Raw genomic sequence first — 19,977 nt, 5'->3', positions numbered from 1 at the left:
CCTCTCCTTCGGACGTGGGCTCATTCCGCCGCCACCAGCTTCTGGCGGGCGGGCTTCGGCGCACCGATGCGCAAGCGCCGGTCGGCGAGCGAAAGCACGGCTCCGAAAGCCATGACCAGACAGCCGATCCAGATCAGCGTCACCAGCGGCTTGTAGAAGACACGCACGTCCGCCGAACCGTCGCCGTGCACTTCGCCGATGGAGATATAGACCTGCGACAAGCCGAAGGTGACGATGCCGGCCTCCGTCGTCGGCATGCGCCGCGCGGTGTAGAGGCGCTTGGCCGGATCGGCCTCGGCGACCTTCACGCCACCGCGTGCAATGTCGAAATGACCAACGTCGTCGATGTAGTTCGGCCCGGTGCGCCGGGCGAGCCCGCCGAAGGTCAGCTCATAGTCGCCGATTTCAACGCTTTCGCCCGGATGAACGGTCAGGACGCGTTCCTGCTGCAGCGCGGAGACGGCGACAATGCCGAGCAGCGTCACCCCCATGCCGACATGCCCGAGCGTCGTACCCCAGGCCGAGCTCGGCAGTCCGATGAGCCGGGACAGGCCGACCGACAGGCCCACCTGGCGGAAACGCGCCCGCGACAGAATTTCGGTGATCGCCCCCATGATCACCCAGACGGAAAGGCCGAAGCCGAGCGCGGCCAGCATGTGATCGATACCCTGCAGCCAGCCCATGACAAGCGTCGTGGCGATGGCGAGGCCCAGCACCCAGTACAGCCGCTCCAGCACGCCGGCGAGATCGCCGCGCTTCCAGGCGAGCAGCGGTCCGAACGGAATGGCGATCAGCAGCGGCACCATCAGCGGGCCGAAGGTCAGGTTGAAGAACGGCGGGCCAACGGAGATCTTGCCGCCCGTCAACGCCTCGAGCGCCAGCGGATAGAGCGTGCCGACGAAAACCGCTGCGGCGGCGACCGTCAGCAGCAGGTTGTTGAACACCAGCGCCCCCTCGCGGCTCACCGGCGCAAACAGCCCGCCCTGCCTGAGCAGCGGCGCGCGCCAGGCATAGAGCGATAGCGAACCGCCGATGAAGACAATGAGGATGCCGAGGATGAAACTGCCGCGCAGCGGGTCCGTGGCGAAGGCATGCACGCTCGTCAGCACGCCGGAGCGGACAAGGAATGTACCGAGCAGCGACAGCGAGAAGGTGAGGATGGCAAGCAGCACCGTCCAGACTTTCAGCGCCCCGCGCTTCTCCATGACGATGGCCGAATGCAGCAGGGCGGTGCCGGTCAGCCAGGGCATGAACGAGGCGTTCTCGACCGGATCCCAGAACCAGTATCCGCCCCAGCCGAGCTCGTAGTAGGCCCAGTAGGAGCCCATGGCGATGCCGAGGGTCAGGAACATCCAGGCGAGCAGCGTCCACGGCCGCACCCAGCGCGCCCAGGCGGCATCGACCCGGCCAAGCAGCAACGCGGCGATGGCGAAGGAGAAGACGATGGAGAAGCCGACATAGCCGATGTAGAGGAGCGGCGGATGGATCGCCAGCCCCACGTCCTGCAGGATCGGGTTAAGGTCCTGTCCCTCCATCGGAGCGGGCGAGACCCGCGTGAACGGGTTCGACGTCGCCAGCACGAACAGCAGGAAGGCGGCCGTCACCCAGCCTTGAACGCCGAGCGTGGCGGAACGAAGCTCTGCGGGAATATTGCTGCCGAAGGCGGCGACGAGTGCGCCGAAAAGCACCAGGATCAGCACCCACAGAAGCACCGATCCCTCGTGGTTGCCCCAGACGCCCGTGAGCTTGAAGAGCAGGGGCTTCGCCGAATGCGAGTTCTCGATGACGTTCAACACCGAGAAATCGGATGTCAGATAGGCATGGGTCAGCGCCACGAAGGAGATGCCGACCAGCAGAAACATCATGACGGCGACCGGCTGGGCCACCGACATCAGCCGCGTGTCGCGCGTCATCGCGCCCCACACGGGCACGACGGACTGCACCATCGACAGCACGAAGGCCAGGATGAGTGCAAAATGTCCGATCTCGACGATCATGCCTGGCGTCTCCCTCTCTCGGCATTCCCGCGGTCCCGTCGTGGACGACGACACCGGCTGTGCAGGGGCCGGCACGCACGCGGCGCGCCCGGTCCGTTCCTGCCGCCTATTCCTTGCCCTGCCAGACGCCCTTGTCCTTGAGCGCGTCGGCAACTTCCTTGGGCATATAGGTCTCGTCGTGCTTGGCCAGCACGTTGTCGGCGTGGAAGACGCCGTCCGGCTCCATCCGCCCCTCGGCCACCACGCCCTGTCCCTCGCGGAAGAGGTCAGGCAGCAGGCCGACATAGACGACGTTGACGCGTTCAACCGTGTCTGTCACGGCAAACCGCACCTCGGCGTTCTTGCTGCGCTCGACACTGCCTTCCTCGACAAGACCGCCCAGGCGGATGCGTTGCCCCTCCGGCACCGACTTCGCGACGATGTCGCTGGGGCTCTGGAAGAAGACAATCTGATCGTTGAGCGCAAAGAGGATCAGGCCGACCGCAACGGCAAGCACGCCGCCTGCGGCCGCGATCATCGTCATGCGCATTTGCTTTCGGGTCATTCCCGCCTCGCGTCGTTGTCGCGCCTCCGCTTCCGGGGCGCGCCGGTCAATTCGCGCCGATGCCCAGTTCCTGCGCCGCGCGCTCGACCTCGGCCACAGCCTCGGGGTCGTCCTTCAGCGCCACACGCGCCCGCGCCACCGTGTCGCCAAGCCGTTCGGCATCACCGAGGACGGACAGCGCGCGGATCAGCCGTAGCCATTCCTCCGGCGTTCCGCCCTCATCCGTCAACCGGGTGTCGAGCTGATCGACCATGCCACGGATCATCGCCGTGCGGTCCTCGTTGCTCATCGCGGCGGCGGCGGCGACCTGTTCCCTGTCGGGACCCGGCGCGCCGGCAACTGCGGGAGCACCCGGCGTCTCCACCTCGACCCCCAACTTGGATAGCTCGATACGCACCGCCTCGGCCCATGCCTCGCCGCCCCTGGCGTCGGCCAACAGCGCCTTCCAGGCGGAAATGGCGTCGTCCGAGCGGTTTTCCTGGGTGAGCGCCAGCGCCAGGAAGAAGCGTGGCTTGACCGCCGTCGGATCGAGCTTCACGGCCCGCTCGAAGGCAGCGCGCGCATCAGCGCCGACAATGCCGCTGTTGGCGATCACCATCGCCTCGCCCATATCGGTTTCGCGGCGCACGTCGGAGCCAAGCAGACGGATCGCGGAGGCATAGGCAGCGGCGGCGTCCTCGGCACGACCGAGCCGCATGTAGACCGGCGCCAGCACGTCCCAGCCACGACCATCGGAAGGGTTCTTCGCCAATTCGCGCTCAACGCGCGCGACAAGTTCCGGCAGCGAACGGCCGGTTGCGGGGGCCTCGAGCCGCGCCTGCAACGGCAGATCGGGCAGATCGGGCGAGCCGACCTCCAGGTAGAACAACAGCGCGGCGACGGGAATGATCAGAATGGCGATGACCTGAGCGAACCGCAGCCTGAAACGCGCGGACGTGGCCGGCGCCGTATCGCCGACGCTCGCGCTGTCTCCTTCGGCCGTGACCTCGCGGTTGGCGGCGATCAGCCGGCGCGCGATCTCGGTCCGAGCGGCATCGGCGGCCTGCTGCGAAACCAGCCCGCGGTCCAGATCGCGGTCGACTTCCGCAAGCTGCGCCTTGTAGACCTCGGCGTCATGGGCAGCCGCGCTGGCCGCCTGCTTGCGTGCCCGCGTCACCGGGACAAGCACCGCAAGCGCCGAAAGTGCCGTCAGGACGGAGAATACGATCCAAATCACCATGGCCGCATATAGACCGTGACTTGCGCGCATTCGCAAGCAAAACCGGTCACGAAAACCGAGGGATTCCGGGGGGTGTGACAGGGGGTCGCGCCAGCGCGCGCGCGTTCAAGGCAGGCAGTGCCCGGAATGTGAGGCCGGATCAACGCCTCAGGATGCGGCCTTTTGTGCCGGCTTCGCCTTCACCGCCAAAGCGGCCTGGCGGCTGCGGCGCAACTGGTCGGCGTAGTCCTTGCCAAAATAGGCTTCGCACAGCTCTATCGCCGCATCGACGGCCGCCTGATGCGCCCGGCGCGCGCGTCCCTGTGCACCGGCGAGGCCCGAAAGAAGCGCACGCGTCTTGAACTCGAGCGACTGCTCGAGAGACTGGCGGCTGCGCGCGGTGATCTCGTTGACGGCGAGGCTCTCGGCGAAATCGCGCATCTTGTTGAGCAGCATCACGCCGCGCAACGCCTCGTCCATCAGACCCGCATCGAGGATGGGTTCACCGTTCTCGCCGACCGCAGGTACGGAAAGCAGCCGGCGGACATTGCCCAGCATCGCATCGAGTTCGCGTGTGACAAGCGCCGACATCGCACGTCGCGTCTCGGCGATACGCTTTTGCCATTCCGGCTTTTCCTCGAACTCGAACTGCCGGTCGAAGACCCTGACCAGCCGGCAATAGGCGTTAAGCGCCTCGCCGAGCGCCGTGTTCGAGCATTCGCCGGTGGCGATCAATGCGAAGCGCTCAACCTCTGAGAGCGCGGCCTCGGCGAAGACGGCATAGCCCGAGGTGGCGATGCGCTTGACGGAAACAGATCCAGCAAGTCCGGCGGCGAGCGACATCATCGATTCCGGAGCCTCAACCCGGCGCAGAACGACGGCGGCGACCAGGAAGGCGAAACGTGAATTGCGGTCGGTGACCGACTTGATGCGCTTCAAAGACGGGCTGTCCGCCTTGAAGTCCCATTCGGTCAGCCGTTCCGGCAGGCTCTCGCGCAGGGCGTCGAGCCACGGCCGTGACGCGAACGCGGCGAAGACGTCCTCAAGGTCGCGCATGGCACGCGCGCCGCCGACGAGCATCGCGAGCTTCTGCCGGCCCTTCTCCGTCGCGTGGGCGCCGTCGATGAGCTGCTGTACCGTCGGGGCGACATGTTCGCGCAGGGCCTCGGCCAGTGCTGCGATATCCTCGGGATCGGTTTCCAACCGCTGGGCAATGTCCAGCGCCTCCCTGACCTTGTCCGGAGCCACGTCGCGTTGCAGCCAGGCCCAGATCAGCGAAAGGCTCGTGCGCTTGATGCGGCCACGCTCGGGACCGCACAGCGCGGCGTCCACCAGCAGGTCCTCGACCGGCGAAAAGAAGAGGCGCTGCAACCAATTGTCGCGAGGCTCGATTTCGGAGATGAGCGAGTCGGAATGGCGGGCCGCACGCATGCAGGCCTCGAGGATTAGGTCGAGGTTTGGATCTTCCGATCCCCGGTCGCGCGCCGTCTCGAGGCTGCGCAGGAGCGTTTGCACGGCCCTGGGCGACAGCTCGTCGAGATAGCTGCGAATCTTTGCGGTCAGGTGGCGCCTGTCCGGCATGTCGTATCGCTCAACTTCGAAGGTCGATTTTCCATGGCGCCACTTTGCCAGAAAAGATTTAATCGAATATTGGCAATCCCATTAGCCGCAATCGTTTGACGAAACATCGGGATTTGCCGCCGTGCGGACACGGCGCGGCCGGGCTTACTGGCACTTGGCACCCAGGCCTTCCGAAGGAAAGACAATGGACAAATCTACCCTGCCCAGCACCGCATTCCAGACCTTCACGCGCGAGGCCGAGGGCCATGCCGCAGCGTGGCTGGAGGCGGTCGAGAAACTCGGAGGCGCATCGTCGCTCGACGCACGCACTGGCGAGCTTGTCTATCTCGGCATCCTCGCGGCGCTGCGCCTGGAGAGCGGGATCGGCTTTCACGCGGCGCGCGCCAAGGCGCTCGGCGCCTCTCGGGAGGATGTGATCAGCGCCGTTCTTGCCGGTCTTCCGGCGGCCGGAAACGCGGTGATCCAGAGCCTGCCGCCGGCGCTTGCCGCCTATGACGGCGCGCCTGAAAAGGCAGACACCGACACCTCCACCGGCTGACGACGCGGTTCAGGTGATCGGTTGCCAGGCTCCGTCGCGGCCGCGGCAGGCGGAGCCGCGCATCGAGCGCTCGCTCTCGCTTTCGCCCTGCTGGATCACATGGGTGTAATCGCGGCAGACGATGTTGTTGACCTGATAATTGGGACCCGTGACCACATGGCCATGGGTGCCGTTCGAGCGGTTTTCCCATGCGATGCGCGCACCGGTGCGGTTCGCGGCGAGCGCGTCGCGCAATGCGGTTGCCGCCGCGCGCCGGTCCTCGGAGGAAAGCCCCCTGCCGGCGTCGGACCGCAGAAGATCCGCAAGCACCAGATCCGCTTCCGATTGCGGAACCGGCGCGGCGCTGAAGGCGCTGCCGAACAGGCTGCCGCCAACCACCACGGGGCCCGTGTCGATCGTACCGCCGGTGCTGCATCCCCCGAGAAGGATCGTGAGCGCGATCACCGCGCCGCGTCCCTTGCCCATCATCCGTTGTGACCTCGTCGTCTCGTCCGTTGCGGCGATCCTGCCTCGCGACCGCACTCAAGTCAGAACGCATGTTGCCCCGTTCGGTTCCCGCTGCCGTGCCCCCGGCAAGCTGGCCCCGAATGTGGGCACCCCTTCGAACTATCGCAGACAAAACGCCCGCGCGCACCTTTCCCACGCCGCTGGGACCACCGAAAATTCCGGCGGGAGCGCGGGTTGAACCGGACAGGAGGTGCAGCCTGCCCTGGTCATCAAGGCCATGAATTTGTGGCCGAACTGCGTCCGGAACCGCCACATCCCATGGCCTTTTCCGCCTAAAGCGCGGGAAGCGTCAGCCTGGCGCGGAGGCCGCCGCGCTCGCCTCGCGCAAGCACCAGATCACCACCGTAGAGTGCTGCGAGGTCGACGACGATGGCGAGGCCGAGGCCGGTACCGGGCACCGTCTCGTCGAGCCGCCTGCCGCGCTTCAGCGCATCGGCAATCTCGTCGGGACCAAGCCCCGGCCCGTCGTCGGAGACCGTCACCGTGAGCTTGCGCGCGCCCTCGCCCGCGTCCGCCAGGACGGCGGTGACGGCCACCTTCGATACCGCCCACTTGCAGGCATTGTCGATGAGATTGCCGGTCATCTCCTCCAGGTCCTGCGCCTCGCCGCGAAAGCGGATGGCACCATCGATCTCCAGGGAAATCTCGATGTCGCGCCCCCTATGGATGCGCTGAAGCGCCCGAACCAGGCGCGAAAGCACAGGCTCGACATCGGTGGAAACGCCGATCACACGGCGTTGCGCGGCCATGCGGGCGCGCTCCAGATGATGCGAAACCTGGGTGCGCATCACCTCCGCCTGCTCACCGATCTTCGCGGCGAAGGGCGCGCGCTCGCCACGCACCTCGTTGAGGATGACGCTGAGCGGGGTCTTCAGCGCATGCGCGAGATTGCCAACGTGCGTGCGGGCGCGCTCCACCACCTCCCGATTGGACCGCACCAGCGCGTTGAGTTCGAGCGCCAGCGGCTTGATGTCGGGCGGCAGGTTCTCGTCCACCCTCTCCGCGTCGCCCCGGCGCACGGCGGCAAGCGAGGCGCCGAGCGTGGCGAGCGGCCTCAGACCGACACGCACCTGCAGGAAGATCGCGCCGATCAGGCCGAGGCCAAGCACCAGCAGCGTCAATGCCGTCTGGCCGGCGAAATCGGCCTCCCGGGCGCGCAGTTCCTCGGCCGCGCCGGCAACCGCGATCCGGTAGGCCGCGTTGTCACCGAAGATGATGGTGCGCTGAAGCACACGCAATTCAGCGCCGCGCGGGCCGGCGATGGTCGCCCGCGTCACGTTGCCCGCGTCAGGCGGCGGCAACTCGAGCCTGTCGCCGAACAGCGACTGCGAGGCGAAACGCACCTCGCCGGTCTTCTCGTCGATTACCGTCCAGTACCAGCCCGAGGCCGGCAGATCGAACCGCGGTTCGCCAAGGTTCCCGGGGCTTGCCGGCTTTTCCGGCGTGCCGCCCGCCATCTCGCCGACAATCGCCTTGAGATAGACGTCGAGGCGGGCGTCGAACTCGCGCTCGCTCGCCTCGCGGTAGAGCGCCACGAGCACGAAGCCGGCAACAAGCAGCGCGATCACCGACCAGATGGCGGCGACGGCAATGAGGCGGGTGGACAGCGCATATTTCGGCGCGCGACGAACGGCGGACGCCGGCGGCGCGTCTTCGTGTGCCGCCGGATCGGTGTTCGCGCTCACGCCTCCGGCTCGCCCAGCCGGTAGCCGAGGCCGCGCACCGTTTCGATCATGTCGGCGTCGAGCTTCTTGCGCAGGCGTCCGACGAAGACCTCGATGGTGTTGGAATCCCGGTCGAAGTCCTGATCGTACAGATGCTCGATCAGCTCCGTGCGGGACACCACGCGGCCCTTGTGGTGCATCAGATAGGAGAGCAGGCGGAACTCGTGCGAGGTGAGTTTCACCATCGCTCCGTCCTGGGTCACCTTGCCGGCGCGAATATCGAGCCGCAGCGTCCCGGCGGAGATCTCGTTGCTGGCGTGTCCGGCGGCGCGGCGCAGCAGCGCGCGCAGGCGAGCGACCACCTCCTCCATGTGAAAGGGTTTGGCGACATAGTCGTCAGCGCCAGCGTCGATGCCCGCCACCTTGTCGGACCAGCGGTCACGCGCGGTCAGGATCAGCACCGGCATGGTGCGTCCATCGCGGCGCCAGCGCTCAAGCACGCTGAGCCCGTCGAGCACCGGCAGGCCGAGATCGAGCACGACCGCGTCATAGGGTTCGGTATCGCCGAGGAAATGCCCCTCCTCGCCATCGAACGCGGTGTCGACCACATAGCCGGCCTCGCCGAGAGCGTCCTTGAGCTGGCGGTTCAGATCCTGGTCGTCTTCAACAACAAGCAGTCGCATGAGCCTTCATCGTTTCCATTTGCCCCGTTGCCTGCCCCGTTGCCTGCCCCTGCCCGTCACTTCAGCACCTGGCCGCTGCGCGCGTCGACGACGCGGTTCGCCACCCTGCCGCCAGAAAGCACCGACAGCACATAGACAAGCCGCCCGCCCTCGCGGCACAGGTCGGCGCGCACGATCTCGCCGCCCACGGCACCGGCGACACGCCCAAGCGGCTGCGCCTCGCCGTTTTGCACGGCGGCGCGCGCCTCGCCCTGGCTGAGACACGCGGCCTGCGCCTCGGCGACGACAAGCACACTGCCCAGCGTGCCGGCAAGGAGCACGGCGACCAGGCGGCGAAGAAGGGAGCGACGGGTTTCGACCATGCGCGATTCCTAGCGTTTCCAGCCTGAATAGCACATGAATGACCCGCACGTCCGGCATCGGGGCGTCATCTCACCGCTTTCCCGGCGGGCGGACCGCCCTCACCGCGCCCTTCACCCCGTCGACCAGAAACAGCGACAGCAGGATCGCGCCCGCCCAGTCGTCGAGCGGCGGCGGCAGCGCCGCCACGTTCCAGGAGAAGCGGAAGACCGAATCGAGGATAACCGCCGTCCACCACAGGCCGAGCGGCAGCACGAACAGAAGCCGCCCGATCCGGGCAGCGGAAAAGAGGTGTCCCTGTTCCGCGATCAGCACGGCGCGAGCCTCGGCGCGCGCCGCCATCTCTCCCCGGATCGCCTCCGCCGCCAGTTCCGCCGAGACATCCCTGTCGCGTGTGTGCGCATCGATCCGCTTTTCCAGCAGCGAGACCATGGCCGCCAGCAGCGGCCCCGCGAGCAACCCCAGCAGGCCGCTCATTGCCGCCGTCCCCGCCAGCCGGCCGGCCCCTGCGTCAGGTGGCGCAGCAGAATGTTCGCCACATTGACGGCGACGATCACCCAGACCGCCGTCTCGCCGGGCAGATGCGCCTGCCAGTCGATGCCGGCGAGCATTCTCAAGACCTCGAGAAGGACCACCGCAAGCGCGGCAAGCGCATTCAGCAAAAACGTCTTCCAGCCAGGCATGTCAGGCTCCTTTCAAGGGCGTCGGGGGAAGAGGCGGCGGAAGAGACGCACAACCGCCTGCCTCGCCGCCTGCCGGAAGCGCACGGCGAAAAGCCCCGCAGCGAGGACCGAGAGAAGGAGAAGGCCGGGAAGGAGCAGCCCCTGCAGCCGGTCGTGAAGGACGGTGGCGGCGGCGGCAACGGCTGCAAGCAACGCCCCGGCCACGCCGCCGGACCGCCGCACCGCCCGCTCCTGCGGCTTTGACGGCGGCAAGGGTGCCTTTCGCGTACCGACCGACAGCTCCCCTCCCGCGCCATAGTCTCCATGCTCGAGCAGACGGGCTTCCTCCCGGCGACGACGGACGAGACCGGGCAGCCGTTTGCCGCCCGCCGTCGCGTAGTTCGTCGCAAGGATCCCTGCCGCCTGCGCCACCTCGCCCGCCTTCAGCGCCCGGGCCCAGCGCCAGCCCAATGCGCGGGGGCCGAGGTTGTAGACAACCGAGCAGCAGGCGTCATGGCGGTGTTGCGGCAGATCGGGGAAGGCCGCGCGCACCGCCGCGCCATACTCCTCCTCGACCATCCGCCCGAGCAGCCCTTGCGCCTCCGTCTTGTCGATCCGGTCGCCCGCCGCGAGCGCCCGGCCGTGCCGTCTTTGCCAATGCTCCGCGAAAACCCGCGAAGCCATGGTGAAGCCGTAGCCGATGGTGAGCACACCGACCGGATCGCGGTAGGCATGGCCGACGAACCCCTCGTGGCGGGCAATGAACCCCGCTCCCCTGTCGCTGAGGCGCATGTCGTTCCTCCCTGCTGTTGGTGATCTTCTCGTCTTGTCGCGAAAGTCGTCTGCTCAGACGGACAGGGTCGCGCGCGCGGCAACCCCCGGGCCGACGAGAGCCGAGACCTGCCGCACACGAAGTTCGAACGCGCTCTGCGGCGTACCGAAGAGGGAGATTTCCTCCTCGGGAAGCAGCGCCAGCTCCGCCGTTTCAACCGTGCGCGAGACGAGCGCCTCACCACCCGGCGCGAGCAGTTCGGCCACATAGGCTTCCCGGTCCTCGCCGAGCGGCACCTCGCCCTCGCGCCAGCTGTCGCCGCCGATCCGGGTCCTGCGGATCCAGGCGAAGCGAACCGTGCCGCCCGTCTCTCGCCGCGCGCTCAGATGCACCGGTGCGAAAGGCATCAGGCCGCGCGCGCCTGCGGTGATCTGCAGGTCGACACGGGCCGGCGCGTCGAGCGGACGGCCCGCCGGGACCAGTGCCAGCTCGAAGGGCACGCCGATCTCGTCGGGCCTCAGGGAGAGCGGCGCGAGGCTCTGGTCGAGAAGCACCATGCGGGCGCCCGCCGGCGTCTCCCGAACGGCGGCCGCTTCGGTGCCAAGCAGCCCGCGCAGCAGCATGGAAAGCCGGTATCGACGCGGCGCGACCAGCTCCGCAACGGCGAACTGCAGCACCTCCAGACCTCCGTCCGGGGAGATCACCGCCAGCGCGTTCGCCCCGGCCAGAACCTCTGCCGGGCTGACGGAGGAAAGCAGGCCGCCCGAGATCTCGACCTCGACAGTCCCGCCCCGATCCCAGCGGGCAAGCGGCCCCGCGGCAAGCGGGGTCGCGAGCGTGCCGAGCAGCGCCGGCGTCTCGACCAGCACATGCGGGGCGAGCGGCACGCCGGCCCGCGCCCGGTAGATCTGAAAAGCACCCGGCCAGGGACTGGCGAAGGCGGCGACGCGGGGCGCTTCCGGCTGGCTGTCGCCGGGGAGCGGCGGCAGGTCGAGAGCCAGCACCTGGGGCGCGCCGGTCGTCGCCGTGACTGTCCTCGGCCGCGCCTCACCGCCCAGGATCCTTGCACGTACAGGCACGGGTTCGCGCACGCTGCGCCCGTTCACCCGCCGGCTTTCGCCGTCCTCGAGCGAGACGATGCGAATCTGCCGTGTCGCAGCGCCATCGAGACGAGGGTCGGCGGCCAGCGTCAGCACGTCTCCAGGTTCGAGATCGAGCCTCCCGGGCGGCAGGGCGAGGCTTACTTCCTCCCTCTCGCTCCACTGGCGGATCAGCATCCGGTCGGCGAGCGTCGCCGCGAGCGCCGGGTCGAGGCTCGCGCCAAGGTCGAGTTCCTCCACACGGCTTGCAAGCCCCTCGCGCCGTCGCGAGGCGACCACGTAACGCCGGTGGTCGCGGGCCGGATCGCGGGCGGCAAGACGGATCTCCGCCGGCAGGTCGGCATCCTGCGCCCGCACCGTCGAAATCGCCGGCGTCTCCCGCGAGCCGGCGACGACCGTATCCGCGTCAAGACTGTCGACCGGCTCCGACCAGGCCGGACGCAGCCCGATGGCCGTGCCGAGATCAACGGCGACGAGGCCGTGAGCCTGGAGAAGCGGCGCCAGCACCGAGCGGGCGGCGACAGGGCCGGCCACGGCAAGTCCGTCCAGCGTTCCCGCGATGTCGCCGACCGCGAGCGCCTCCTGCGGGATGGCAAAGTCGTCGGCGAGCGCGCGCACCAGCCCCTTCAGCGAGACGCCCCCGAACCGGCCGTTGAGCCAGTGGCCGGCGCGCCAGTTGTCTCCGTCGGCCCAAAGGTCCGTCTGTCCGGGGAAGACGGGGTACGGTCGTGCATCCCAGCTCCACAGGAAGATGTGCGCCGGATCGACCATCGGCCCGCCATAGACAGGCGAAACCGGATTGTCACCGGCCTGCACCTGCGGGTGCCAGCCCGACCAGCGGCCGATCACCGCCTCCAGCGCCCGGCGCTGGATCAGGTCGTCGCGTCCACCGTCGGAAAACCGCGGCCATGCGGCTTCCGAGGACTTGGCGTCGAAGAAGACATTCGGCTCGTTGGCGCCCCGGCTGATCGCGGGCACGCCCAGTTCGGTGAGCCAGACCGGTTTCGACCCCGGCACCCAGGCGGTCGGCTCGACGCGTTCCACCCCACCGACGCGCTCATGGTGCGGGTTGCCCCACCAGCCCGCCAGATCCTTGGCGCGGTAGACCCAGGGCTTGCCGTAGGCGCCATCCGAGATCGGCGTGCGCATGCCCGCCCGCCGGTCCGCCTCGTTGAGATAGTACCAGTCAAAGTCCTCTCCGCCGGCGACATGGGCGGCCAGGCACGCCAGGTCATAGGGGTTGCGGTTGCCCTCCGGGTCGCCCCCCTCGCGCTGGTCGGCGAGCGGGAAATAGGCATCGATCCCCACCGCGTCGATTGCCGGGTCGGCCCAAAGCGGGTCGAGGGGGAAGCGCAGCTCGCCCTCCTCTGGCTGATGCGCGCCGTATTCGCTCCAGTCGGCGGCATAGGTCAGCGCCGTCTCCGGCAGCATGGCCCTGACGTCGCCGGCAAGCTGTTTCAGCGCGCCGACGAAGGGCGCGCCGCCGGTGTCGTCGCGCAGCCGCGTCAGCCCGCGCATCTCCGAGCCGATCAGGAAGGCATCGACCCCGCCCGCCGCCCGGGCGAGCGCCGCGTTATGAAGGATGAAGCGGCGGTAGCTCCATTCCGCCGGCCCGGCATAGGTGACACCGCCGCCCGAGGAGGAAAAATGCGCCGGTGCGGCGGAACCTGCAAACCCTGCGATCTCCGCTCCCATCGCCGCCGTGGCTTCCGGTGATCCCGGCTGGCCGGGTGCCTTCGACGCGGTAATCCGGCCGCGCCAGGGGTAGGGCTGCTGGCCGTGGCCGTCGCCATAGGGATCGACGAGACCGTTTGCGGCGGGCACATCCATCATCAGGAAGGGATAGAGCGCGACCTGGAGACCGCGCGCCCGCAGATCGGAGATTGCGGCGATGACGCTCGCATCCGACGGCGTGCCGCCATAGGCGGGCCGCCCGTCATGGCGCGAAACCTCCTGTGCCGTTTCCCCGGACAGGCCCGAAACCGACCATGTCGCTCCGGAGGTCACCCGGCCGTGCGTCTCGACCTTCGGACGAATCGTGCAATCGGGACAGGCAAGGCTCTCGCCGAACCAGGAAACGACCAGCGCCACCCGTTCGAGATTGGGACACAGCGCCTGCAGCTCATCCATCGAGGCGGCCCAGTTGGAGGGCGCATGGGTGACGTGGCGGTTGGCCGTTTCCGAAACCCCCGGCCGCACGGTCCAGGTGACCGGCGTCGTCTGGTAGACGAACTCTCCGGCGCCGGGAATGACGGTGACGGCGCGCACCATCTCCTCAAGCGGCTCGACGGCGCGGATGACCTCGAAGGAAAGCTGCGGCAGGCGGTCGCCGTAAATGGCCAGCGGCAGACGCTCGAAGACCACGTAGGCGGTGTTGCGATAGGCCGGCGCCTCGCCCTGGAGCGCGGCGATCAGCGGATCGGGAAGCTGATCGGCCGCGCCTTCGTGGACGCGCCAGGTCACGCCGTCGAGGTCCATCGGCTTGCCGTCCGCCCACACCGCTCCGACGCGCGAGACCGGTCCCTCGCACAGCGCCACAGCGAAGCTTGCGTAGTAGTCGTAGCTGCGCACCGTGGTGGTGCCGCCACCACCGCCACCCTTGCCGCCGGCGCTTTCCTCGCGCACCACCTCCTCGAAGCGGGTTGCCCAGATGATCTGCCCGGCGAGCCTCACCCGGCCATAGACCTTCGGCAGTGCCGCCCCTTCCGTCGATGACTGGACCGAGAGGTCACCGAGCCGGTTGCCCTCCACCGTCCGGCTCGTCGAAAACAGCCGCTGATCGATCAGCGAGCCGGCGATGGCGCCCGCGGCCTGGCCGAGGATCGCGCCGGCGCCGCCGAAAAGAGCCGCGCCGGCGAATTTGCCGGCGGCGGCGAGGATCAGGGTTGCCATGGGTCTGTTCCGGGAAAGAGAAAGCAGCCGACGATGCGTCTGCGCCATGCGCCCGCCAGCGGGCTTTGCGAAACCGCAAGCCCCTCGTAGGCATGAATGAAGCTGTCCGCGGTGCAGAGGATGCCGGCGTGCTTGACCGGCGCGCCGGCGCGCCAGCGGAAGAGCAGCACGTCACCGGGGCCAGCGGCTTTCACCGGCACCTCGCGCATGTGGCGCCGGGCGGCGAGCAGCAACGTCTCCGCGCCGCCCGCTTCCGCCCAGTCACGGCTGTAGGGCGGCAGAGGCTCGGGCTCCTCTCCAAGGCACGCCCGCCAGACGCCGCGCACCAGGCCAAGGCAATCCGCCCCTGCTCCCTTGCAGCTCGCCTGGTGGCGATAGGGCGTGCCGATCCAGTCCCGCGCCTCGCGCAGGATGTCGTCGCGTGTGATCATGAGAGGTCTCCCCGGGGCGCCCTCGCCCCACCGCGTCAGCGCACCAGCACGCCGCCGTCGTTTTCCGCCGCCCCGCGGCTTGGATAAGCCAGCGCCCGGTCGGAGCCGGGCATGTGCGGGAAACCCTGGAAATTCAGATGATTGGAGAATTTCGCGCGGCAGGTGGCAAAGCGCTTGTCGCAGCCGGCGGTGAGCCGCACGGCGGTTCCCGCCGGCGGCAGGCCGGCAAGCGGGCTCATCAGCGCCAGACGACGCACCTCCCCCACCTCGCGGTCGGAGACGATTTCCGCCGACACGCCGGCGAGCCCGCCCTCGAGGATCTCCAGCCTGCCGCCGGCGAACCAGTCGGCCTCGACGCTCGCAACACCCGCGACCTCCGGCCGGTCGGCGGCGCCGCCTTCCAAAAGCGTCGCGGTAGCGACCATGCCGGCACCGGACAGCTCGGCGCGGCAGCGCCCATCGCCCAGATCGGCGTCGCACAGATGCGAGAAGACGCGCCCCTGCGGCGCATCGAAAAGATGTGCGAGGCCGCGCAGCTCGGCGCGAAAGGCGCCTCCGGCCCGACTGACCTCGCCGATCGTCGCCCGGCGCAGAAGCACCCGGTTGTCGGGCGCGCGCCAGTCGACCGCGTGGATCTCCACGCGCCCGCCATCCCACAGCCCGGCGGCGAGGTCGGCTTCACCGATCGCGTTGGACGAGAGGATGCCCGCCACCTCGGCGCTGCCGGCGGCGAAATCGGGCTCCAGCGTTGTCGCCCCCGCCTCGAAGCCGAGTTCCGGACGATAGACTGTGCCGCCGAAGGCGATCTCGCGATCATGATCGGTGAAGCCGAACACGGCCCCGTCGCGCCGCGTCAGCCGCCAGCAGGTGACGCGGGTGGCGACCGGAGCATCGAGGCGCGCGAGCACCTGCGGATCAATGTCTTTCATGTTCCCTCCTCCCTCAGCCGTCCGGATCGATCTCGACGAGCGGGATCGTCGGCACCCGGCCCGCCTCGAAATGGGTCAGGCTCATGTCGAGCCGGTCGGTGTCGAAGCGCACCGGGACGTCGAAGCGAAAGCCCGCCGTCACCGCAACGTCCGCCCCCGGCGCAGCGCCGAGAAGCGTGACCAGACCGCTTGCCGGATCGCAGGCGAATTCCGCTCCTTCGGCAAGCTCCACCCCGTCGAGCGCGACACGCACCGTTCCCCCGACGGGTTTCGCGATGGCCCGCGCCGGCGCGTCCGCTCCCGCCGGCCGGATCAGGGGAAAAGCCGTCGCCGTGCCGTCACCAGTGCCGATCCGGCAGTCGAAGGCCGTCGGCTCGCCGCCGGGCAGCGAGCAATTGTCGAAGGGGTCGCGAAAGCGAAAGCCGTGCAGCCGTCCCCTGGCACGCTCGAAGAAGGCGGCGACGGCCTGCAGGTCCGCGAGCGAGCGCACGCCCGTGCCCGCGTCATAGCGCCGCCGCGAGCGGGCCCAGCGCCCGTTGCGCCGCTCGGCGCCCGAGGCGAGCGCCACCACCTCCGTGCGCCATTCCGGCCCGCCGCTGGCGCCAAAGGCGACGCCCAGCGGAAAGCGTTCCTCGATGAAGGACGCCATCGCCACCTCCCTGCTGCAGTCCGGTCCGGGTACGCGGATCCGGACGTTTTTCCGATCGTTTGATTTGCCTCAAGGCGCACCACCCGGCGACGCGGCAATGTCGTCTCACAACGGAGGAAACACCTACATGAGCCACGTCCCGCACGAGTTGCACGAAGAGTTCCCGGATCAGACCGAGGCACTCCATTCGCTCAAGCTCGGCAATGCCCATTTCGCCCGGCTCGCCGACGAATACCACGAGGTGAATCGCGAGGTTCACCGCGCCGAGACCGACGTCTCCCCCGTCTCCGACGAGGCGCTGGAGGAGATGAAGAAGAAGCGCCTCGCGCTCAAGGATCAGATCGCGGCGCTTCTCGCCGCAGCCTGATACGCCGGCGCCTGAGCCCCTCCTCTTCAGGCCCGACGTTATAGCCCGCGCCGTCCCCGTCCGACGGCGCGGGCTACCATCGTTTCGATCTGCGCCTGCGAGCGCGCGAAGCTCTCCGCGTCGCGGGCCTCGATGTTGAAGACGATGGCCGGCCCGGTGCCGCCTCCCCCGCCTGACCCCGCCGAAACGCCGAGCCGCCCGCTCGCGTCGCGGGCAAGCGGCAGGATCGCCTCCGCCCCCGCCTCGCCCATCAGTCCAAGCGTTCCGGACGCGCCAACCGGGAAGTAGCCGGGGCTCGCCACCACGCCGCCCTTGGCAAAGGGCATCACCCCGCCCGATCCTCCGCCACCGAATGCGCCCGAAAGAAGTCCATCGGTCAGGTTGCCGATGCCGCTGGCGATGCCCTTTTCCAGCGGCGCAAGGGCCGCCGTCAGCGCCCGCCGCGACAGCGACAGCGCAATCGAGCGGAACACGGTGTCGAGCTTGCGCCCGTCGACCACCGCCTGTTTCAGCCCGCTGGACAGCGCCGTGGAGATCCCCCGCGCGCTTGCGCCGACCTGCTGCATGGCGCGCTCCAGCTCGGCCGCGCTCTCGCGCCCCTGCTCGAGCCCATCGAAAAACCCGCGTCCGCCGTCCGCATCCGTGTCACTCATATCGTTGTCGTCCCGTGGTTCTGGTCGGGAAAGCGGCGCATCAGCCCAGCAAGCGCGTGCCTGTCGAGAGGCCCGGCACCAGCGACTGGCGAGACCGCCAGCGCGACCTCGCGCGGCGTCGCCCGCCACAGTGTTTCAGGCGCCCAGCGCAGAACGCCGAGGCAATGATGGATCACCGCGCCCCAGGGGAAGGCGCGCCGGCCGGCTTCGCTTCGTTCGCCCGCGAGCGGTGCCCCGCCCGCGGCTCGCAAGGGTTTGGCGGCACCGCACCTTCCTCCTGCGGAGCGCCGAAGGTGGCCTGCAGAAGCTCCGCTGCCAGCCGCGCCATCGCCGGCAGGCCGCCGTCGATCCGCATGGCCGACACCTCACTGTCGCCAAGCTCCTCGCCTGCGCCGCGCAGGCCCGCTCCCAGGATCCGCGTCAGGTCGCGCGCCGAGAGCCGCCCGGTCTCGAAGCGCGTACCCAGCGCCGCGAGATCCTCAGCGCCGAAAGCGTCCTCCAGCTCGGCGAGAGCGCCAAGGGTGAGGACCAGCGTGCGCGGGCGACCGTCGAGAACGGCCGCCACCTCGCCGCGATGCCGGTTGGCCATGGTCATGCTCCCGAAAAGCCGAGCGCGCCGGCCGATTCCAGCGCGATCTCATAGGTCACTTCGCCATCATGGGTGCCGGCGTAGTCGAGGCTTGCGATCTGGAAGGGCCCGGTGATCGTGCCGAAATCGGGGATCACCACCTGCCAGTTTCGCATCAGGCCGTCGAAGAACAGCCCGCGCACGGTCTCGTCCGCCGCCGCGTCGCGGAAGATGCCGCCGCCGGAGACGCTGGCCGAGCGGGTTCCGCCACCGGCCAGAAGCTCGCGCCAACGCCCGGCGCTGTCGGCATCGGTGACGTCGACACTTGCCTGGTTGAGCGCGATCCGGCGGGCGCGAAGGCCGGCCATGGTGACGAAGCTTCCGGTCCCGTCGGCATCGCATTTCAGCAAAAGGTCCTTGCCCGCCTGTGCGGCCATGACACGTCCTCCGTCCTTTGTCTGTGTCTTCAAACCGGTTCGGTAACGACGCGCAGCCGGAGCCGCGCGCGCCAGGTCCGCCCGTCCGCCTGCCGCTCGCTCGTCATTTCGCTTCCCGCGAGATTGACGAGACGGTGGCCGGCGAGACGGGCGGCAAGCCCTGTCCCGGCGGCAAGCGCATCGCGCGCGGCGACGATCAGCCCGGCGACCTCGCCGCGCGCCGGCCGGCGCGAGAAGGCAAGGATCTCGACCCGGTGAACCTCGCCCTCGCCCGCATCGGCGACGAGAAGACGGGTCTCGATCGCTCCGACCGCCAGATAGGGCAGCGCCGCGCCGCGCGGCACGCCATCGTGAACGCGGGAGGGGCCGGCAAGCGCCAGGATCCCGGGATCGGCGGCCAGTGTCGCGACCAGGGCGGAGCGAAGCGCGGCGGCGCTCATCGTCCCTCCTCCTCGAGCATGCAGGTAAGAAGCCCCTTGCGCCTGGCGCCGTCGTCCACTGCGAGAATGCGAAAGACGCGCGTGTCGTCGACAAGCCGCCAGCCGCCGCGAATGTCGGCGCGGTGGCGCAGGCGCGCCGCATGGGTCGCTGTGCCGTCAAGCCTTCCGGCAAGCTCACGTTCGGCAAGCCGCGCCGGCTCCAGCAGGACGTGGACCGGCCCCAGGTCCTCATAATGGATCGCCACCTCGCCGTCCCCGACCTCGATCCTGTCGGGGCGCTCGAGACGCATCGGCCGGTCCAGCGCGCCGGCGGCGATCACAGCCGCACCCGCCGATAGGCGGCAAGCAGGCCGGTGAACCCGGCCGGCGCGCCGGCGGCCTCCCCGCCCCCGAGACCGGCAAAAGCCTCGCGGTTGTCGAACCAGTGGGCCGCGAGCAGGAGCACCGCATGGCGCAGCGGCTCCGGCACATCGCCCGCCGCCACGCCGTAGCCCGCGGTGAAATCGATCTCGATGCCGTTGAAGCCGCGAAGACCGGCTGGCGCGCCGGCAGCGAGTTTCAGGCGCGGCGGCTCACCGGCCCGCTCGAGCGTGACGTCGCCGTCATCGAGCACCACCGGCAGCCCGTCGTCGTCGTAGACGATGACCGTCTCGACGGAGACGACCGGCGCGACGGGCAGATGCACGATGCGCCCGGCCGGCCAGTCGTCGAGGTAGAGCCGCCAGCCCTGCGAGATCAGCGCCCGCCGCGTCAGCTGCTCGACGTGAGCGCGCGCCGCCGCGATCAGCCGCTCGATCAGTGCATCCTCGCCCGCGTCGCTCACCCGCATCTGCGCGCGCGCTTCTGCCAGCGTCACCGGCTCCACCGCCGGCGGCCTCGTGACAAGTGCTGTCATGCGATTGTTTCCCTTGATTGGGTTGGCAAGATGAAGGTCGGGCAAGGGCGGGACCGGCATGCCCGCGGCCAGCCGAAGCATGGCCGCGGGCTGCAGGAGCGCTCCCCGCT

The 19,977-nt window shown here is 69.1% G+C and carries 24 protein-coding genes; 2 read left to right on the top strand and 22 right to left on the bottom strand.

Annotated elements, in window-relative coordinates; genetic code table 11:
• Positions 1-20 precede the first annotated feature (20 nt).
• The 4 genes from ACN0WF_RS19040 to ACN0WF_RS19025 form a co-directional block, all read right to left on the bottom strand.
• Positions 21-1,997 carry a heme lyase CcmF/NrfE family subunit gene (locus tag ACN0WF_RS19040; protein WP_417774349.1) on the bottom strand — a complete coding sequence of 659 codons (1,977 nt, stop codon included), beginning with the start codon at positions 1,995-1,997 and terminating at the stop codon, positions 21-23.
• 106 nt (positions 1,998-2,103) lie between these two features.
• Positions 2,104-2,541: a cytochrome c maturation protein CcmE gene (gene ccmE / locus ACN0WF_RS19035; RefSeq protein ID WP_417774348.1), complete on the bottom strand. Its 438-nt coding sequence runs from the start codon at positions 2,539-2,541 to the stop codon at positions 2,104-2,106.
• 46 nt (positions 2,542-2,587) lie between these two features.
• Entirely contained in the window at positions 2,588-3,760 is a 1,173-nt protein-coding gene (gene ccmI, locus ACN0WF_RS19030) for a c-type cytochrome biogenesis protein CcmI (protein WP_417774347.1), read from the bottom strand.
• A gap of 147 nt (positions 3,761-3,907) precedes the next feature.
• Positions 3,908-5,320 (bottom strand): hypothetical protein, encoded by a 1,413-nt coding sequence (locus ACN0WF_RS19025; protein ID WP_417774346.1) that lies wholly within the window; start codon positions 5,318-5,320, stop codon positions 3,908-3,910.
• Positions 5,321-5,504: 184 nt separating this feature from the next.
• Between ACN0WF_RS19025 and ACN0WF_RS19020 the strand changes: the two genes are divergently transcribed.
• On the top strand, positions 5,505-5,858 hold the full coding sequence (locus ACN0WF_RS19020) for a carboxymuconolactone decarboxylase family protein (protein ID WP_417774345.1): 354 nt from the start codon (positions 5,505-5,507) through the stop codon (positions 5,856-5,858).
• A 9-nt stretch (positions 5,859-5,867) separates the two neighbouring features.
• On the opposite strand, the gene ACN0WF_RS19015 is transcribed toward ACN0WF_RS19020, so the two are convergent.
• The 11 genes from ACN0WF_RS19015 to ACN0WF_RS18965 form a co-directional block, all read right to left on the bottom strand.
• On the bottom strand, positions 5,868-6,326 hold the full coding sequence (locus tag ACN0WF_RS19015) for an RT0821/Lpp0805 family surface protein (RefSeq protein WP_417774344.1): 459 nt from the start codon (positions 6,324-6,326) through the stop codon (positions 5,868-5,870).
• A gap of 311 nt (positions 6,327-6,637) precedes the next feature.
• Positions 6,638-8,050 (bottom strand): ATP-binding protein, encoded by a 1,413-nt coding sequence (locus ACN0WF_RS19010; protein WP_417774343.1) that lies wholly within the window; start codon positions 8,048-8,050, stop codon positions 6,638-6,640.
• Positions 8,047-8,712, bottom strand: coding sequence for a response regulator transcription factor (locus tag ACN0WF_RS19005; RefSeq protein ID WP_417774342.1), 666 nt, complete (start codon positions 8,710-8,712; stop codon positions 8,047-8,049). The genes ACN0WF_RS19010 and ACN0WF_RS19005 overlap by 4 nt, the downstream gene beginning before the upstream one ends.
• A gap of 56 nt (positions 8,713-8,768) precedes the next feature.
• Positions 8,769-9,074: a PepSY domain-containing protein gene (locus ACN0WF_RS19000; RefSeq protein WP_417774341.1), complete on the bottom strand. Its 306-nt coding sequence runs from the start codon at positions 9,072-9,074 to the stop codon at positions 8,769-8,771.
• A gap of 70 nt (positions 9,075-9,144) precedes the next feature.
• Entirely contained in the window at positions 9,145-9,549 is a 405-nt protein-coding gene (locus ACN0WF_RS18995) for a hypothetical protein (RefSeq protein WP_417774340.1), read from the bottom strand.
• Positions 9,546-9,755, bottom strand: coding sequence for a hypothetical protein (locus ACN0WF_RS18990; protein WP_417774339.1), 210 nt, complete (start codon positions 9,753-9,755; stop codon positions 9,546-9,548). The genes ACN0WF_RS18995 and ACN0WF_RS18990 overlap by 4 nt, the downstream gene beginning before the upstream one ends.
• A 12-nt stretch (positions 9,756-9,767) precedes the next feature.
• Positions 9,768-10,526, bottom strand: a complete 759-nt coding sequence (locus ACN0WF_RS18985; RefSeq protein ID WP_417774338.1) for a lysozyme — start codon at positions 10,524-10,526, stop codon at positions 9,768-9,770.
• Between the two features lie 54 nt (positions 10,527-10,580).
• Positions 10,581-14,498: a baseplate multidomain protein megatron gene (locus tag ACN0WF_RS18980; protein ID WP_417774337.1), complete on the bottom strand. Its 3,918-nt coding sequence runs from the start codon at positions 14,496-14,498 to the stop codon at positions 10,581-10,583.
• Positions 14,486-14,929, bottom strand: a complete 444-nt coding sequence (locus tag ACN0WF_RS18975) for an NlpC/P60 family protein (protein WP_417774336.1) — start codon at positions 14,927-14,929, stop codon at positions 14,486-14,488. Before ACN0WF_RS18975 ends, ACN0WF_RS18980 begins: the two co-directional genes overlap by 13 nt.
• Positions 14,930-14,964: 35 nt before the next feature.
• Positions 14,965-15,858: a DUF2163 domain-containing protein gene (locus ACN0WF_RS18970; protein ID WP_417774335.1), complete on the bottom strand. Its 894-nt coding sequence runs from the start codon at positions 15,856-15,858 to the stop codon at positions 14,965-14,967.
• Between the two features lie 13 nt (positions 15,859-15,871).
• Positions 15,872-16,507 carry a TIGR02217 family protein gene (locus ACN0WF_RS18965; RefSeq protein WP_417774334.1) on the bottom strand — a complete coding sequence of 212 codons (636 nt, stop codon included), beginning with the start codon at positions 16,505-16,507 and terminating at the stop codon, positions 15,872-15,874.
• Positions 16,508-16,634: 127 nt separating this feature from the next.
• Between ACN0WF_RS18965 and ACN0WF_RS18960 the strand changes: the two genes are divergently transcribed.
• Positions 16,635-16,874: a YdcH family protein gene (locus ACN0WF_RS18960; RefSeq protein ID WP_417774333.1), complete on the top strand. Its 240-nt coding sequence runs from the start codon at positions 16,635-16,637 to the stop codon at positions 16,872-16,874.
• Positions 16,875-16,912: 38 nt separating this feature from the next.
• Here ACN0WF_RS18960 and ACN0WF_RS18955 read toward each other — a convergent pair whose 3' ends face one another.
• From ACN0WF_RS18955 to ACN0WF_RS18925, 7 genes are read right to left on the bottom strand one after another with little or no spacing between them, the layout of a single operon-like run.
• Entirely contained in the window at positions 16,913-17,527 is a 615-nt protein-coding gene (locus ACN0WF_RS18955; RefSeq protein ID WP_417774332.1) for a phage tail tape measure protein, read from the bottom strand.
• Positions 17,524-17,703, bottom strand: a complete 180-nt coding sequence (locus tag ACN0WF_RS18950) for a rcc01693 family protein (protein ID WP_417774331.1) — start codon at positions 17,701-17,703, stop codon at positions 17,524-17,526. The genes ACN0WF_RS18955 and ACN0WF_RS18950 overlap by 4 nt, the downstream gene beginning before the upstream one ends.
• A complete protein-coding gene (locus ACN0WF_RS18945; protein WP_417774330.1) occupies positions 17,700-18,116 on the bottom strand; it encodes a gene transfer agent family protein in 417 nt (138 codons plus the stop codon). Before ACN0WF_RS18945 ends, ACN0WF_RS18950 begins: the two co-directional genes overlap by 4 nt.
• A gap of 2 nt (positions 18,117-18,118) precedes the next feature.
• A complete protein-coding gene (locus ACN0WF_RS18940) occupies positions 18,119-18,532 on the bottom strand; it encodes a phage major tail protein, TP901-1 family (protein ID WP_417774329.1) in 414 nt (137 codons plus the stop codon).
• A 29-nt stretch (positions 18,533-18,561) separates the two neighbouring features.
• Complete coding sequence (locus ACN0WF_RS18935; RefSeq protein ID WP_417774328.1) at positions 18,562-18,972, bottom strand: DUF3168 domain-containing protein; 411 nt, start codon at positions 18,970-18,972, stop codon at positions 18,562-18,564.
• A complete protein-coding gene (locus ACN0WF_RS18930) occupies positions 18,969-19,292 on the bottom strand; it encodes a phage head closure protein (RefSeq protein ID WP_417774327.1) in 324 nt (107 codons plus the stop codon). The genes ACN0WF_RS18935 and ACN0WF_RS18930 overlap by 4 nt, the downstream gene beginning before the upstream one ends.
• On the bottom strand, positions 19,289-19,867 hold the full coding sequence (locus ACN0WF_RS18925) for a head-tail connector protein (RefSeq protein ID WP_417774326.1): 579 nt from the start codon (positions 19,865-19,867) through the stop codon (positions 19,289-19,291). Before ACN0WF_RS18925 ends, ACN0WF_RS18930 begins: the two co-directional genes overlap by 4 nt.
• Positions 19,868-19,977 lie beyond the last annotated feature (110 nt).

The sequence above is a fragment of the Stappia sp. genome (genome assembly GCF_048268045.1).
In the GTDB taxonomy this organism is placed as follows: Bacteria; Pseudomonadota; Alphaproteobacteria; order Rhizobiales; family Stappiaceae; genus Stappia.
This window is presented reverse-complemented; position numbering and strand designations above follow the sequence as displayed.

Coding starts and splice junctions, on each gene's coding strand:
- ACN0WF_RS18940 (WP_417774329.1), bottom strand. CDS start 18,532: ATGGCCGCACAGGCGGGCAAGGACCTTTTGCTGAAATGCGATGCCGAC.
- ACN0WF_RS18990 (WP_417774339.1), bottom strand. CDS start 9,755: ATGCCTGGCTGGAAGACGTTTTTGCTGAATGCGCTTGCCGCGCTTGCG.
- ACN0WF_RS18970 (WP_417774335.1), bottom strand. CDS start 15,858: ATGAAAGACATTGATCCGCAGGTGCTCGCGCGCCTCGATGCTCCGGTC.
- ACN0WF_RS18925 (WP_417774326.1), bottom strand. CDS start 19,867: ATGACAGCACTTGTCACGAGGCCGCCGGCGGTGGAGCCGGTGACGCTG.
- ACN0WF_RS19025 (WP_417774346.1), bottom strand. CDS start 5,320: ATGCCGGACAGGCGCCACCTGACCGCAAAGATTCGCAGCTATCTCGAC.
- ACN0WF_RS18975 (WP_417774336.1), bottom strand. CDS start 14,929: ATGATCACACGCGACGACATCCTGCGCGAGGCGCGGGACTGGATCGGC.
- ACN0WF_RS19005 (WP_417774342.1), bottom strand. CDS start 8,712: ATGCGACTGCTTGTTGTTGAAGACGACCAGGATCTGAACCGCCAGCTC.
- ACN0WF_RS19020 (WP_417774345.1), top strand. CDS start 5,505: ATGGACAAATCTACCCTGCCCAGCACCGCATTCCAGACCTTCACGCGC.
- ACN0WF_RS18955 (WP_417774332.1), bottom strand. CDS start 17,527: ATGAGTGACACGGATGCGGACGGCGGACGCGGGTTTTTCGATGGGCTC.
- ccmI (WP_417774347.1), bottom strand. CDS start 3,760: ATGGTGATTTGGATCGTATTCTCCGTCCTGACGGCACTTTCGGCGCTT.
- ACN0WF_RS18960 (WP_417774333.1), top strand. CDS start 16,635: ATGAGCCACGTCCCGCACGAGTTGCACGAAGAGTTCCCGGATCAGACC.
- ACN0WF_RS18995 (WP_417774340.1), bottom strand. CDS start 9,549: ATGAGCGGCCTGCTGGGGTTGCTCGCGGGGCCGCTGCTGGCGGCCATG.
- ACN0WF_RS18985 (WP_417774338.1), bottom strand. CDS start 10,526: ATGCGCCTCAGCGACAGGGGAGCGGGGTTCATTGCCCGCCACGAGGGG.
- ACN0WF_RS19015 (WP_417774344.1), bottom strand. CDS start 6,326: ATGATGGGCAAGGGACGCGGCGCGGTGATCGCGCTCACGATCCTTCTC.
- ACN0WF_RS18935 (WP_417774328.1), bottom strand. CDS start 18,972: ATGAGCGCCGCCGCGCTTCGCTCCGCCCTGGTCGCGACACTGGCCGCC.
- ACN0WF_RS19000 (WP_417774341.1), bottom strand. CDS start 9,074: ATGGTCGAAACCCGTCGCTCCCTTCTTCGCCGCCTGGTCGCCGTGCTC.
- ccmE (WP_417774348.1), bottom strand. CDS start 2,541: ATGACCCGAAAGCAAATGCGCATGACGATGATCGCGGCCGCAGGCGGC.
- ACN0WF_RS18980 (WP_417774337.1), bottom strand. CDS start 14,498: ATGGCAACCCTGATCCTCGCCGCCGCCGGCAAATTCGCCGGCGCGGCT.
- ACN0WF_RS18945 (WP_417774330.1), bottom strand. CDS start 18,116: ATGGCCAACCGGCATCGCGGCGAGGTGGCGGCCGTTCTCGACGGTCGC.
- ACN0WF_RS19040 (WP_417774349.1), bottom strand. CDS start 1,997: ATGATCGTCGAGATCGGACATTTTGCACTCATCCTGGCCTTCGTGCTG.
- ACN0WF_RS18965 (WP_417774334.1), bottom strand. CDS start 16,507: ATGGCGTCCTTCATCGAGGAACGCTTTCCGCTGGGCGTCGCCTTTGGC.